Origin of the sequence: Sporichthya sp., from assembly GCF_013815995.1 — a bacterium.
Taxonomy (GTDB): Bacteria; Actinomycetota; Actinomycetes; order Sporichthyales; family Sporichthyaceae; genus Sporichthya.
Window position 1 is genome coordinate 23644 of the sequence record NZ_JACDFE010000001.1, and the last position, 13569, is coordinate 37212.

Consider the following 13569-nt stretch of genomic DNA (forward strand, 5'->3'; position numbering starts at 1 on the left):
GAGACATCGTGTCGCTAGTGCAAGAGTCGACGGGGGTCCAGCTAGCGCGAACCCGTCAGCTCGCGGTGGGACGCCGGGCGTACGTCCGCCGAGCCCCCGGAGCCGTTCTGAGACAGGTACTCGCGCGCCCGGAAGGACGCGGGTCCGACCAGACGGTCCTGGCGTTTCGCCGCCTCGGAACCCACGAAGCGTCCGATGCCGCCTTGCGAGGCACCCGCGGCGATGATCGCGGCCAGGCCGAAGCTGATCTGCAGCGCGAGGTTCAGGTCGGCGTCGCCGATGTAGGCGGGGACGACGACCATGAGCGCCGAGGCGACGACCGAGGCCAGCACGGTGGTCCGTCCAGAGATCGCCAGCACGGCCAGCAGGATGAGCGACTGGACGTAGTTGAAGCTGTCCTGGTTGACCGCCCCGAACAGTGAGGCGAAACAGGCCCCACTGATCCCGGCGAGGAAGCCGGAGATGCAGAAGATGATCACCTTGGACACGTTCACGTCGAGACCGAGCGTCGTGAGCGCAAGCGGCGAGTCCGCCATCGCCCGAAGCAACCGTCCGAGGCGTGACCGTTCTACGGCGACGGTCACGCCGATGGCGGCGATGACAATCCCGAGCAGCAGGTAGTAGTAGTGCTTGTCGTTGTCCATGCCCCAGAACTGGGGCCGCCCGGTCGGTAGGACACCGGCCGGGAACATGTAGCTCTTCCCGTATGCGAATTGGGCGACGGAGATGCCGAAGCCCAGCGTGGCGAGTCCGAGATAGAGCCCGGACAGCCGGATGGCGGGGATCGCGAGCAGCGCCGCGATCGGTACCACGACGAGCCCGCCGACAATGACGGCCAGCGGCCACGGCACACCGTGTTCCAGGGCGTGGCCGAGACCGGCCGCGCCGATCGCCGCGAACGCGATGTGGCACAGCGAGATCTGACCCGAGGTACGCACGAGCAAGCCCAGCGAGAGGAACAGGATGACCTGGGTCATGCCCTGATTCCACGACGGCAGACGCGTGCCGGCGAGTGTGGGCCCGAACAGCGCGACGACGAAGAGTGCGGCGTAGCCAAGCGCTCGAACCTGGGCGGGGAACGGGCTTACCGGCGGCGGCGCCGGCTTGACCTGCCGGCCGATCTCGACGAGCTTGCGGCGCGGCACGACAAGCAGGACCACAAACAGGATGATGAAGGGCAGGTTCAGGTCCAGCCCGTCCAGGTTCGCATGTGTGCCCGACCACTTCCCGACGAGCTTCTGCAGGACCCCGACGGCGATGCCGCCGGCAAAGGCGAGCGGCACACTACGGAACAATCCGAAGCAGGCGGCACCGAACGCCTGCACGACCAACAGCGAGAGCACGTTGATGTCCAACTGACCCTGGTTGGACGCGAACAGCACCCCGGACAGCGACGCGAACGTCGAGCCGATCATCCAGGCCTTGCGGCGTACGGCGGTCGGCGCATACCCCGTCATGTCGAGCAGGTTCGGGTCGTCGACGACCCCGCGCATCTGCGTGCCCAGGCGCGTGCGAGTGAACAGCAGCGTCAGCACGACCGCCGAGCCGACCCCGAGCCCGACGAAGATGAGGTTCTCGTAGCTCAGGGCCACACCGGCGAGGGTGAACGCGGTGTCCTGCGGAAGGAACGAACGGAACTGCAGGGCGGAGGACCCGTAGATGAGCTCACAGACCGCGCGGATCGCCACCAGCAGGCCGACCGTGCCCACGATCTTGTTCGCGGTCGTGGCGGGTCCCAGCACGACCGCCAGCCGCTCGAGGATCAGGCCGCTGATCGGACCGAGGATGAAGATCGAGATCACGGCCGCGAGCTGCCAGGGCAGATCAGCCTGCTGGCGTAGCGAGTAGAAGACGAAGGCCGAGGCGGCGCTCACGGCGCCGTGACCGATGTTGAACAGGCCGGATATCTTGTAGGTGAGTACCAGGCCCATCGCCGAGATGCCATACAGGCAGCCCGTGGTGATGCCGAAGATCAGGAAAGGGGCGTACTCGTTCATGGGCGACACACCGGGCAGCCCGCCAACCCGCGTACGAGGACCTCGGCCTCGGTAACCGGGGCGACCTGCTTGTTCCGCACGAATCGGCAACTGGGCAGGTGCGCACGGGTCATCGATGGGGCCGACACCAGCGCCGGCACACCCGGCGACTCGATCACCGGCTCGGACGACGCCGTGGGACGGACTCGCGCGACCCGGGGAGCAGTGTCCTGGCCGAGCGGAAGGTCGAGCGCCAGTCGACGTCGCAGGATGACTGCAGTGAGGAGCCGCTTCTCCTCGCCACGCACCGCCCGCATCCCCGCCTGCACCCAGAGGGTGAGGCCGACGCTGGCGATAGCTGCCGACGCGGTACCGGCGGCGAGCCAGCCGTACTGGTCACGGAAGTAGGTCTCGCCCGCGCAGCCGTACCAGCTCACGGCGAGACCGACCGCACCCACCGCGACGAGAATCGCCCGGACGAGGTGATCGCGCAGCACCCACGGGGACACGTCGGTCAGCGAGCGCCAGGTCTGCCCGGCGGTCGCCGTCGTCATGAGGTGGTTGCCGCATGGCGGCTGGGGGACTCGTTCGTGACGTCCGCGCGGGCGACTCGGGCCGTGGGCTGCTGGGGTTGCTCGTCCTGCGCCAGCAGGACCGCCACGGTGTGCAGTTGGCGCCATTCGTCCCGCAGGTCGGCGGAGATCCAGAACATGACTCCAACGCCGAGCAGGAAGATTCCGAGAAGCCCGCCGGAGACGATGTACGGCAACTGCAGCGCGAGGTACTCCTTACCGCTCGTCCCGATCCACCCGAAGAGCAAGGCAATCAGGCCACCGACGATCGCCAGCACCGCTCCCACCCTGTCCCACTGACAGCGGATATAGGTCATGAACGTCACAGCTGCTTCACCCCAGTCAGTCGCACGATCGTCGCGGAGAAGACGCCCACCGCCGCCACGGCAATGAGCAAGAGGTAGACGTCGAGCCCATCGATGGGGCGCGCGTCACGGGCGTCCGCCGCAAGCCTGAGAGTGGCCGTTGGCAAGCCGGACTGGTCCGTCTGGGCTGCAGCCGCGGAGCCAGCGACACCGGGCACCTCACCCACACCGGAGGGGAGCACACCCGCAGAGTCCACACCCGCGCCAAGCACGTTGTCAGTCCCGGCCGAGGACGGCAGACCCCCGGCGGCCGCTCCGCCGGTCGGCAGGTCGGCGGGCATACCGTCCACCGCAGTCGACGGGTCGAGGCTGACCCCGGTGGTCACCCCACCGAGAGTGAACGAGGTGGGCACCGCCCCGGTGAAGTAGGGGTTGGGCGGCAGTGCGGGAACCGTGTAATCCACATTGAAGCTCGCGCCTGTGATGCCCGTCTTGGTCTGCACCGCAGGCTGATAGCTCAGGTTGGCTCCACCTGCCCTGAACGCGTCGAGCACCGCGTCGGCTGGAACTGCGTACGCCTGCTTGCCACCCGCGAAAGGCAGGGTGATCGTGAACGTCCCGTCCACGAAGCCGATGTCCGGGGCATCGATCGTTTGCCCGCCGAAAGGGAACGGCACCGGCGGCGGCTGGAAAACGGGAAGTTGACCGAACCCGGGGACCGGTACCGGAATAGGTACGTTGCCCGGCGTCGCAGGCGGGATGGTGATCCTCAGGCCGGGGATCGTCATGCGCGCGATGCTCAGCGAGGAGCTCGTCACCCGCTTGCCCGCAGCACTCACCACCGTCTCGGCGTGGGACTGAAATCCGGTGAGGGAGAAGTTGCTGCCGAACTTCAGGGCGTTGAAGGCCACGTCAGCAGTTGCACTCAGGCCGCCGTCGACCGTCTGGTCCACGCGCGCTACCGAAGTTGCGCCCGAGACGCCATCGTTGCCGACCGTCGCACTGCCGACCACGCTTCCCGCCCCACTCTCCGCGTGCAGCGTGATCCCGGGGTAGCTGACGTTGGCCGGCTTGCTGCCTGCCGTGGCTGACGCGCCGAACGGATACTCCGGCGCCGGCAGCCCGAACAGGGCACCGAGGAAGATGCCCGGAAGCCCAGGCGCGATCGGGCCGATATATGGGAAGTACGCGTTGGCGCTCGCGGTACCCAGAGAGTCGAGGGTTGCGTCGGCCTCGGGACCGACGCCCTGGCCGACGAACGCCAGCGGCAGCGACTGGTTGGTGAATGTGCCGTCGATCGCATTCGCCGAGGCGGCGGCGGCGTACGAATCGGCCAAGACCTCCGCCTTCGCCGAGTACCCGCCGAGGCCGACCGCGGTACCCGTGACCGTCACCAACAGTGCTGCGGCTGAAACGGAACCGAATCCGCCCCCCCTCAGGTGACGACTCCTCGGGTGCTGCCTCATCGCATCTCCGCCTTCCGCGTCGCCTGTCCGTATGCGCCGTCAGCCACCCTGCCCCCGGTTATGGGCGGGACATCCGCTTGACACATGATGCCAACTGCAGCCAGATTTGTATACTAGTTTCGCGGCCACGCCAGGCAAGGCGAATAATCCCCCGTGGAGGCCCAGTGCCACTCACCACCCAGACGCACTCGCGTTCCGGCAGGAGCCTGAACCGACGGGCGAGGCGCACGCGGCTTGTGATGGTCAGCATCGCCGTGCTGATCTGCACGGCCCTCGTCGGTGCGTGCGGTTCCCGAGTGGAAGACCGCGTGGTGGCCGCCGAGACCAACACCGGCGGCAGTGCCGGCGTGAGCGCTCCGGCCGCGGGGGACCTCGCTCCGGACGCCGGGGAGATCGCCCCGGGCACGACAACCGGGCAGGCCCCCGCGGTCGCATCCGGCACCGCACCGCAGCAGTCAGGCGCAACTGGTGCGGCCACGAACGCCCCGGCTGCTAAGCCCGGCGCCAACAACAACGGCGGGGCAACGAGCACCACCCCGCAGGCCGGCCCCGCTCCGTGCACGTCGTCCGGGCCGCCGATCACCATCGCTCAGGTTGGCGCGTTCAGCGGATTCCTGGGCCAGGTCTTCAGCGGCATGAAGCTCGGCATGCAGGTCTGGGCCAAGGACGTCAACGCCCGCGGCGGCCTGGGTTGCCACCCCGTGCAGCTCCTGCAGAAGGATGACCAGTCGAACCCCTCGATCAGCTCCTCTGCCGTCTATGACGCGGTGCAGAGCCGCGGGGCACCAGTGCTGGTCGGCAGCGTGGTGCCGATCGCCATCGCTGGCTACCGCTCGGCGGTAGACAAACTCAAGGTCCCCACCCTTGGTGGCGACATGGTGGCGCCGGATTGGAAGATCGACCCGTACCTTTTCCCCCAGGGCGGCGACATACTGTCGTCCTTCGCCGCAGGCATCGACGCGGTCGGTCGCCTGCCCGGCGTGAAGAAGCTGGCCGTCCTGTACTGCGTCGAGGCGACGATCTGCGCGCAGATGCGAGACGGGATTCCAGGCCCGAACGGCTCTGCGGCACGCGCTGGCATGACGGTGGTGTCGACCCAGTCCATCTCGCTAACGCAGACCGACTTCACCACTGAATGTCAGAACGCCAAAAACGCGGGAGCGCAGGCAATCTTCTCCGGCATGGATGGCGCCTCCTCGCAACGTCTGGTGCGCTCCTGCAACGCGATCGGCTTCAAGTTCCCGATAGCCACCGCCGCGGTCGCCATTCCAGCCAACGTCGTCCTCGACCCGGTGGTGACCGCCAACGGCATGTACGTCGGGACCGCGGTGGCTCCGTTCACCGAAAGCGACACCCCCGGACTGAAGGAGTACCAAGCGGCGTTCGCCAAGTGGGCGCCGAACGCCCCTCTTGACGGGGGAACGATGCTCTCCTGGTCGGCGGGGAAGCTTGCCGAGACCGTCGTCGGGCTGATGGGCCCCGAAGCGCGGACGAAGCAGCTGACGACCGCGATGTTCATGGCCGCACTCGGCAAGATAAAGAACGAGACCCTCGGCGGACTAACGCCGAAGCCGGGTCTGACGTATGCGGAACCCGGCGTCAAGCCGATGCCGCCGATCACCTGCGCCTTCCTGGTGCGCTTCCAGGGCGGGAAGCCTTCCGCGCCCAACGGGAGCAAGCCGACCTGCATCGGCACCCCCGCGGTGAATCCGGCGGAAGTACCCAGTGACCTCGCTTTGTCACCTTACGCACGCCTGAATGGGGAACATCATGTCTCACTCGAACGCTGACACCATCACTCACCTCTACGAGCTCGCAGCGGCATCGAAGAACGAGGAGATGTTTGGGCTCATCAACGAGATCCTCGCGCCCGACGTCGTACTCCGGGAGGCGACCAGCCTGCCGTTCGGCGGCACGTTCGAGGGGAAGGCGAACGTGCTCCAGGCCCTCGGCGCCGTCATGCCGTTCGTCGACTCCAGCAAGCTCGTGCCGGAGCGGATTCTCTCCGATGGCGACGTTGTCGTCGCCCTGTTCCAAGCGGTGCACTGGCGGGCCGAAGGCTTCACCACGCACGGTGTCGAGGTCCCGGCTCCCACCAATTTCCTGGAGGTATGGCGGTTCCGCGACGGCAAGGTCGTGGAACTCCAGCCGTGGTACTTCGACCAGGCAACGGTACCCAAGATCTGACCATCGGACGCGTGCGGGACGGTCGCGCCCAGGGGTCAACCACGCCGGCAAGGGGAGTCCGCCCAGGGGCAGAGCGGACTCCCCTTGCTGGCGCTTCTACCTATGGACTCGTAGTTGAGGGTGGCGGCGCGAGCTAGCTGTCACAGGTAGTCGCGTGCCAACTGATTGATGTCGGCGCTCTCTCCGTAGCGGACGGCGCCATCCGCGAACAGCCGTCGGACCAGCTCGCCGATCGGCGCGTGCACCCCCGAGGACTCCGCCAGGCTCGACGCGAGTCCAACGTCCTTGAGCATGAGCCCGATCTGGAAGTGCTGCTCGTGGATCTCTTCGTCCAGGAGAAACCTGGGGAACGTCACCTCAGTCATGTAACTGCGCCCGCTGCCGGTGTTGATGCCCGCGACGCAGGTTGCGCGCTCAACCCCGTTTGCCGTCGCGATCGCCACTGCCTCCAGGGCGGCCAGCCGGTTACAGGCGGACAGCATGTTGTTGACCAGCTTCAGCACGTGACCGGCGCCTACCGGGCCGACGTGGGTGATGTTGGGACTGATGCCCGCGAGCACCGGGCGCACACGCGCGAAGTCGTCCGCGGCGGCGCCGACCATGATCGCGATAGTCCCGGCGGCCGCCGCCTGCGGTCCGCCACTGACCGGTGCATCCACGAACGACACCCCGGACCGCTCCAACCCGGCGGCAATCTCCCGGTCGATCGTCGGATCGCCGGTGGTCATGTCAACGAGCACGCTGCCCGGGTGTAACGCTGCCGCGAGTCCGCCGGCCCCGAGCACGAGGTCGCGCACGTCTTGGGATCGCGGCAGGCAGGTCATGACCACCTCGCATCGCGCGGCCAGGTCGGTGGCGGGCAGCCCCGTCGCACCTTCGGCCTCGAGTGATTCGACCGCCCCGACGTTGAGATCGGCCACATAGAGCGCCCCGGCCAGGGCGAGGCGTTTGGCGAGAGCGGAACCCATAGCGCCCAGCCCGATGAAACCGATGCGTGGCATGGTCGTGGCATCCTCCGTCGCAGTCACCGGATCAGTACCAACTGGTCATCACGTCTTGGTTCTGGTCCCAATAGGGTCGCCCGTCGACGACGTGGATCGGCCGGTCGTGGCCGGGAATGATCACGTCGGCGGTCGCCAGCAGCCAGGCCACGGATTCCTTCGCCTGCTTGAGCATCCGCGGATCGGACAGCACAGGATGACCCACGATCAGCTCACGGCCGTTCTTCGCGGCGTCCGAGGAGCACACCACCACCCCGTCGGCGGTCAGAGCCCTCACCACCAGCTGGCCGTGCCGGTGTCCCGGGAGGTGGACCACGTCCAACCCCTCGCCGAGGGAGAGAGTCCGACCGCTCATCACCGAGGGGGAACAGGCGTCCAGGAGTGGCTGCCAGAAGTCGGCGAGGTACGGATCGCGATCCGGGTGCTCGCGCGCCTCCGCTATCTCCGTCTCGTGCACGATCACCCGCGAGCTGGCGAAGAGCGCAACGTTTTCGCAGTGGTCGAAATGCAGATGGGTGAGGACGACCGTGTCGACGTCCCGCGGGCGCAGGCCCTTGCTCCGAAGCGCCGCCAGCAAGGTCTCCCTCGTCGGGTGGGCCCCGGTGTCGACGAGGACCTTCTGGCCGTCCGGGGTGGTCACGAGCGAGACCGTGCAGAAGCCGATCGGCGAGGAGTTGATGCGCATTCCAAGGCCGGCCACGAGCACCTCGACCTGGCTGAGCACGCGTCAGATCCCCGACGGGAGACGGTTTGCGGCGTCCAGACGGATCGTCTCGCCGTTGAGCATCGGGTTCTCGATGATGGCGAGTGCGAGCTGAGCGAACTCGTCCGCGTAACCCAGCCGCCGCGGATGTGGCACCGCGGCCTCCATCCGCGCTCTGGCATCGGCGGGCAGCTTGGCGAGCATCGCGGTGTCGAACAACCCCGGCGCAATCGTGCACACCCGGATCCGGTGGTTCGCGAGGTCTCGTGCCGCGACCAGTGTCATGCCGACAATCCCCGCCTTCGACGCCGCATACGGGATCTGGCCAACCTGACCCTCGAAGGCGGCGATTGAGGAGGTGAGCACGCAGACGCCCCGCTCACCCTCGATGTCTTCGTTGTGAGCCATGTGGATCGCGGCCAGGCGCAGCACGAGGAACGAACCGACGAGGTTGGTCCGTACGACGGACTCGAAATGGGTGACGGCGTCCGGATCGGGTTCGCCCTCCGCGGACAGCAGTGGCCGTACGCCGCCGCCTTGACCCGCACAGTGCACCACCGCCCGAAGGCTCCCGAGACCCGAAGCGATCTCAAAGGCCTGTGCGATCTGCGATTCCTCCGCGACATCGCCGGAGACCAGGATCGCCCCGGCCGGCACCTCGTCGTGCGGCCACTCGTCCTGCGTGATTCGGTCGACGAGAACGACCCGCGCCCCCGCGGCACTCAGCCGGCCGGCGGTCGCCAGCCCGAGCCCTGACGCGCCGCCGGTGACCAGTGCTACCGCACCGTCGATCCTCATGGTCACGACCTCTCGAGCACTGCGCGGTGGCGGATGTTGTGCCGGTCCATGCTCCGGAACCCGAGCGCGTCCTCGGCGATCGCGATCCGCAGAATGTTCGCAGCGCCCTCGCCGGTGCGGGCGAGGTGGGCCAGATGGAGCAGATGCACGATCGGATACTCCGCGGTGAGTCCGTAACCCCCGAAGATCTCCATCGTGGAGTTCGCCGCCCGGAACGTCACCTCGGCCATGTAATACTTCGCCATCGCGCTGAGCCTCGTGGCCGCGACGCCCTGGTCGTGCGCTGCGGCCGCCTGGTAGATGAGGCCGCGCCCCGCCTCGATCTCAGTGACCATGTCCGCGATGTGACCCTGGATCAGCTGGAAGTGACCGATCTCCTGACCGAACGCCCGACGGGTCTGCGCGTAGTCGATGCAATGGTCGCGGATCACCTGTCCGGTGGCGAGCGACTTGGTCGCGACGGCGATCCGGCCATAGTCAAGGGCGTTCATCGCGATCTTGAAGCCGTCCCCGACGTCGCCGACGATGCGGTCCGCGGGGATTCGAACGTCCGTGAACGAGATCTCGCCCGGCGGGATGAGGCTCCCCAGGCCGGGGGCCATCGCCATCCGCTGGACCGAGACGCCCGGATCGTCGTAGCGCACCAGGAACGCGCTCACACCCTTGTGGCCCGCATTCGGATCGGTCTTGGCGAAGACGAAGGCGACGTCGGCGACGGGCGCGAGGGTAATGAAGACCTTCGAGCCGTTCAGCACCCAGTCGTCGCCATCCCGGACGGCCCTCGTCCTCATGGAGCCCAGAGCATCTGAGCCGCCCGCGGGCTCGGTGAGCGCGAAGCTCCCGATCAGATCACCCTTGATCATCGGGGTCAGGTACTCATCGTGTTGCGCCGCCGTACCCCAGTTCAGTAGTGCCATCGGCGTCGTCATCGCGTTCATGTTGAACGCGGTAACCAGGCTAGGGCTGGCGAGCCCGACCTGTTCAGCGGCGAGGACCAGGTTGAGGAAGCCCGCTTCAGTGCCACCGACGGCAGCCGGGAAGGTCGCCCCCAGGAACCCCAGCTCACCGAGCCGTTTGAAGATCTGGCGCGGAAACGCGCCATCTCTCATCCAGTCCTGCACGAAGGGCTTGATCTCGCGCTGGGCGAAGGCCCGCGCTGAATCCCGAAACTGAAGGTTGGTGTCATCGAGCAAGACGTTCATCGATGTCTCCCCGCGGTTGTTGATTGCAGATTCTGACGCCGGCACTACTCGCTCGCGGGGCCGGCGAAGATCGGAGCGCGGCCTTCCCGAAGCGCCGCCACACCCTCCATAAAGTCCGGACCGCCGAGGCCGACGAATTCGAGACCCAGCGACGCATCGAATACCGGTCCGAGCGCGCGGTAGAGGTTGTTCATGCTGAGCTTGGTCCAACGGATGGCTGTCTTGGAGCCGGCCGCGAGTTGCTCGGCGATCTGTTCCGACCTCGCGACAAGGTCCGCATCGTCCACACAAAGGGACACCAGTCCGAGGCGCTCCGCCTCTTCCCCGTTGAGTGGCTCGCACAGCAGGACGTGGTACTTCGCCTTGGCCATGCCACACAGGAGCGGCCAGATCAAGGATGCGTGGTCACCGGCGGCCAGCCCGATTCGAGTGTGGCCGTCCACGAGCTGAGCCGACCGAGCGACCACGGAGACATCGGCGAGCAGACCGGCGACCATCGCCGCTCCATACGCTGGACCATGGATCGCGGAGACAATCGGCTTCGAGCAATTGAGCATGTTGTAGACGAGGTCTCGACCCTCCCGCATCACCCGGACGCGTACCGCGAAGTCAGTGACCAGACTCTCGAGGAAGTCGAAGGTGGCTCCCGCGGAAAAGCCCTTGCCCTCGCCGTTGAGCAGCACCGCGCTGACGTCGGGATCCCGGTCGACCACCGTCCAGATGTCCACCAGTTCGGTGTGCGTCGCCGCATCGACGGCGTTGAGCTTCGGTCCGCTGAGAGTGACGGTCAGTACACCGCCGACAGGGCCCCGGACAACGAGGGAAGAAAAGCGGTCGTAGAGCTCGCTCACCTCAGCTCCTCAGCGGTCTAGCACGAAGATGCAGACTGCCGCAGCGACCATGGAAACTAGTATACACTTTAGGATGGAGATGCTCGAGACCCGGCCGTGGGCGCATCGGCTCGCAGTAGCACCGCTTCCGGAAATGTAGGCGACACCGTGACGGCGGGCGCCCCTCAGTACGACATCGCTCCCGCGTCGACCCGCATTTCGAGCCCGGTGACGAATCGGCCCGTATCCGAGGCGAGATACAGCACCGCGTTGGTGACGTCCTGCATCTCGACGAACGGGATCGGCAGGACGTTGTGCATCGACTCCAGCAACGCCGGTTGCTCCTGCGCGAGTTGCCCGAATTCCGCGTTCGCGACCATCGGGCTGAACACACCCGTCGGGTGGATCGTGTTGCACCGGATGCTGTAGGGGCCGAGCACATTCGCGTAGGACCGCATCAGGCCGATGACCGCGTGCTTGGACGCGATGTAGCCGAGGTAGCCGTCGCGCTTCATGTCGAGCTGGCGCATCGGACCCTTCAGGCCGGCGGTCGAGCTGATGATGATGATCGACCCGCCCTGGCCCTGGTCGAGCAGGCGCGGGATCGCCGCCTCGCAGGTGTGCAGTACGCCCGTCAGATTGATGTCGATGGCGTCGTGCCAGGCCTGCCGGGTCTTGGACTGCTCCCCGACGATGGGCATGATCCCGGCGTTGGCGATGACGATGTCGACCCGCCCGAAGGCCAGGACGCCCTCGTCGAGGACGGCCTGGACAGCGGCCTGGGCGCGCACATCGGCCTTCAGCGCGACGATCTTTCCGCCGACCGCCTCGACCTCCTTGACAGTCGAGGCGAGATCGTCCTCAGTCGCGGCGGGATATCCGACGCTGGGTATCTGATCGCAGACGTCGAACGTGATGATGCTCGCCCCCTCCGCGGCCAGACCGACCGCGTGCGAGCGGCCCTGGCCGCGGGCACCACCGGAGATGAAGGCGACCTTGCCGTCAAGCGATCCCATGCAGACTCCCGAGCTCGAGATGGATGTGCGGCAACGTCAGCGACCGACGAACCGCTCGACGTTCTTCTGGAAGTGGCGGCAGATGTTCTCCTGATACTCGGAGTACATGAGCTGCTCGAACCGCCGGTTCCGGAGGCCCATCGTCTGCCCGACCATGTTGGGGATGTCCTGGTCGAGGATCGGCGCGAGCGCGCCGAGCTGGTCCGCCGCCATCTGCCAGGGCTCGTCCGCTTGGAGCAGCGTCATCGGCACGTCCGGCGGCAGTTCATCGGTGTCACCGAAGTCCTGGAGGTACATGACCTCGAAGAGCGACCATTCCGGATGCAGGTCGGCGCGGGGCCGGGAACGGTAGACGAGGGGAAAGCCCTCCCCGAGCCACGGGCACAGGTTCGGGAACAGGAAGTACAGGACGCCGTCCAGCATCTCCGTGTCGCTGCGCTGGCTGTAGTCGCGTCCAGTTCGAGCGGATAGCTTCTTGCGGGCGAAGTCGGCCATGATCTCGCGCGCCGGCTTGCCCGCGGCGAGGCCTTCCTCGATGTCCTCCTCGGCGCCGCCCTTGAGGCCGGCCACCATCTTCCCGTGCATCTGGGATTCGATGATCATCCGGGCGTCGACGGGGCGGTCGACGTGCGGGCTCGGCACCGCGATGGGCGCGATGAAGCGGCTGTGCCAGTCGAAGAGGTCGTACTGTGTCGAGCAGTCCCCCGCGTGCAGCATGACCTGAGGGTGCGTGGCGTAGGGGTGGTAGGACTCGATGAAGGCGTTCAGCCCGTTCTTCCAATTGGTGTTGACCCACTTGCCGACGTGGCCCGTCTTCACCCGGTTCCTGAGCGGGAACTTGTCGAAGTGCTCCAGGACCGGCTCACCGATGAACTCGTCCAGCGGAATGGCCGCGTCGTCGAAGTTGACGAAGACGAAACCCTGCCAGGTATCGACGCGGACCGGGGACAATGTGTGCGTCTTGTCGCCGAGGACCGGGAAGTCCCAACGGCACGGGACATCGACCAGGGTGCCGTCGATGTCGTACTCCCACTTGTGGAACCGGCACACGAATGACTGTGTGTTCCCCATGCCCTGTCGCAGCTGAGTTCCGCGGTGGATGCATGCGTTCGCGTGCGCCTTGATCTCCCCGTTGCGCTGTCGCACGACCAAAACGCTCTGGTCCCCGATCGTGTACTCCTGATAGTCGCCGGGATTCGGTATCTCGCGCTCGCGGCAGGCGACCTGCCACACCTTCATCCAGAGGCGGTCCATCTCGAGCTGGGCATACTCCGCCGAGACGTACGGTTCCTTCGGCACGGGCGCGCTGCCGATGTCCCGGCGGAACGAGCGCTCAGTGAAGATCTCCGGCACCGGCCTGGTGTCCGCCTTGAGGTAGTCGGCCATCGTCGGCATGACCTGCGGATCCTCTGACGTACGGCCGAGATGTTGGATCGTCACACTGATGCCCTTCTGCACGACTTGCCATGAGAACTGACGCGAACGTCATCACGGTGCGAAACGGTGGGATGAC

At 66.7% G+C, this 13569-nt stretch carries 13 protein-coding genes; 2 read left to right on the forward strand and 11 right to left on the reverse strand.

The genetic code is table 11. The features are described 5' to 3' along the window. Positions 1-41: 41 nt before the first annotated feature. The 4 genes from H0X00_RS00145 to H0X00_RS00160 are packed head-to-tail and all read right to left on the reverse strand — an operon-like array spanning position 42 to position 4190. Positions 42-1997: an ABC transporter permease gene (locus tag H0X00_RS00145; RefSeq protein ID WP_293766364.1), complete on the reverse strand. Its 1956-nt coding sequence runs from the start codon at positions 1995-1997 to the stop codon at positions 42-44. Then, positions 1994-2530, reverse strand: coding sequence for a hypothetical protein (locus H0X00_RS00150; RefSeq protein ID WP_293766366.1), 537 nt, complete (start codon positions 2528-2530; stop codon positions 1994-1996). The genes H0X00_RS00145 and H0X00_RS00150 overlap by 4 nt, the downstream gene beginning before the upstream one ends. Then, on the reverse strand, positions 2527-2826 hold the full coding sequence (locus H0X00_RS00155) for a hypothetical protein (protein WP_293766368.1): 300 nt from the start codon (positions 2824-2826) through the stop codon (positions 2527-2529). Before H0X00_RS00155 ends, H0X00_RS00150 begins: the two co-directional genes overlap by 4 nt. 44 nt (positions 2827-2870) lie before the next feature. Beyond that, complete coding sequence (locus tag H0X00_RS00160; protein WP_293766370.1) at positions 2871-4190, reverse strand: hypothetical protein; 1320 nt, start codon at positions 4188-4190, stop codon at positions 2871-2873. Positions 4191-4558: 368 nt separating this feature from the next. Here H0X00_RS00160 and H0X00_RS00165 point away from each other — a divergent pair, with 368 nt between their 5' ends. Next, the gene (locus H0X00_RS00165; RefSeq protein WP_293766372.1) at positions 4559-6109 is read left to right on the forward strand and encodes an ABC transporter substrate-binding protein; all 1551 of its coding nucleotides are present in this window, start codon (positions 4559-4561) and stop codon (positions 6107-6109) included. Beyond that, positions 6090-6506, forward strand: coding sequence for a nuclear transport factor 2 family protein (locus tag H0X00_RS00170; protein ID WP_293766374.1), 417 nt, complete (start codon positions 6090-6092; stop codon positions 6504-6506). The genes H0X00_RS00165 and H0X00_RS00170 overlap by 20 nt, the downstream gene beginning before the upstream one ends. Positions 6507-6646: 140 nt before the next feature. Here H0X00_RS00170 and H0X00_RS00175 read toward each other — a convergent pair whose 3' ends face one another. The 7 genes from H0X00_RS00175 to H0X00_RS00205 form a co-directional block, all read right to left on the reverse strand. Then, positions 6647-7507: an NAD(P)-dependent oxidoreductase gene (locus H0X00_RS00175; protein ID WP_293766376.1), complete on the reverse strand. Its 861-nt coding sequence runs from the start codon at positions 7505-7507 to the stop codon at positions 6647-6649. 31 nt (positions 7508-7538) lie between these two features. Further along, complete coding sequence (locus H0X00_RS00180) at positions 7539-8231, reverse strand: MBL fold metallo-hydrolase (protein WP_293766378.1); 693 nt, start codon at positions 8229-8231, stop codon at positions 7539-7541. Positions 8232-8234: 3 nt separating this feature from the next. Next, on the reverse strand, positions 8235-9008 hold the full coding sequence (locus H0X00_RS00185) for an SDR family NAD(P)-dependent oxidoreductase (protein WP_293766380.1): 774 nt from the start codon (positions 9006-9008) through the stop codon (positions 8235-8237). 2 nt (positions 9009-9010) lie between these two features. Next, positions 9011-10210, reverse strand: a complete 1200-nt coding sequence (locus tag H0X00_RS00190; protein WP_293766382.1) for an acyl-CoA dehydrogenase family protein — start codon at positions 10208-10210, stop codon at positions 9011-9013. A 44-nt stretch (positions 10211-10254) separates the two neighbouring features. Beyond that, the gene (locus tag H0X00_RS00195) at positions 10255-11061 is read right to left on the reverse strand and encodes an enoyl-CoA hydratase/isomerase family protein (protein WP_293766384.1); all 807 of its coding nucleotides are present in this window, start codon (positions 11059-11061) and stop codon (positions 10255-10257) included. A gap of 164 nt (positions 11062-11225) precedes the next feature. Then, positions 11226-12056 (reverse strand): mycofactocin-coupled SDR family oxidoreductase, encoded by an 831-nt coding sequence (locus H0X00_RS00200; RefSeq protein ID WP_293766386.1) that lies wholly within the window; start codon positions 12054-12056, stop codon positions 11226-11228. A 36-nt stretch (positions 12057-12092) separates the two neighbouring features. Beyond that, a complete protein-coding gene (locus tag H0X00_RS00205) occupies positions 12093-13451 on the reverse strand; it encodes an aromatic ring-hydroxylating dioxygenase subunit alpha (protein ID WP_293766388.1) in 1359 nt (452 codons plus the stop codon). Positions 13452-13569: the final 118 nt, after the last annotated feature.

What these genes read in the sequence shown, in the direction of transcription:
- H0X00_RS00145 (WP_293766364.1), bottom strand. Translation starts at nt 1,997, where the DNA reads ATGAACGAGTACGCCCCTTTCCTGATCTTCGGCATCACCACGGGCTGC.
- H0X00_RS00150 (WP_293766366.1), bottom strand. Translation starts at nt 2,530, where the DNA reads ATGACGACGGCGACCGCCGGGCAGACCTGGCGCTCGCTGACCGACGTG.
- H0X00_RS00165 (WP_293766372.1), top strand. Translation starts at nt 4,559, where the DNA reads ATGGTCAGCATCGCCGTGCTGATCTGCACGGCCCTCGTCGGTGCGTGC.
- H0X00_RS00170 (WP_293766374.1), top strand. Translation starts at nt 6,090, where the DNA reads ATGTCTCACTCGAACGCTGACACCATCACTCACCTCTACGAGCTCGCA.
- H0X00_RS00175 (WP_293766376.1), bottom strand. Translation starts at nt 7,507, where the DNA reads ATGCCACGCATCGGTTTCATCGGGCTGGGCGCTATGGGTTCCGCTCTC.
- H0X00_RS00185 (WP_293766380.1), bottom strand. Translation starts at nt 9,008, where the DNA reads ATGAGGATCGACGGTGCGGTAGCACTGGTCACCGGCGGCGCGTCAGGG.
- H0X00_RS00190 (WP_293766382.1), bottom strand. Translation starts at nt 10,210, where the DNA reads ATGAACGTCTTGCTCGATGACACCAACCTTCAGTTTCGGGATTCAGCG.
- H0X00_RS00200 (WP_293766386.1), bottom strand. Translation starts at nt 12,056, where the DNA reads ATGGGATCGCTTGACGGCAAGGTCGCCTTCATCTCCGGTGGTGCCCGC.
- H0X00_RS00205 (WP_293766388.1), bottom strand. Translation starts at nt 13,451, where the DNA reads ATGCCGACGATGGCCGACTACCTCAAGGCGGACACCAGGCCGGTGCCG.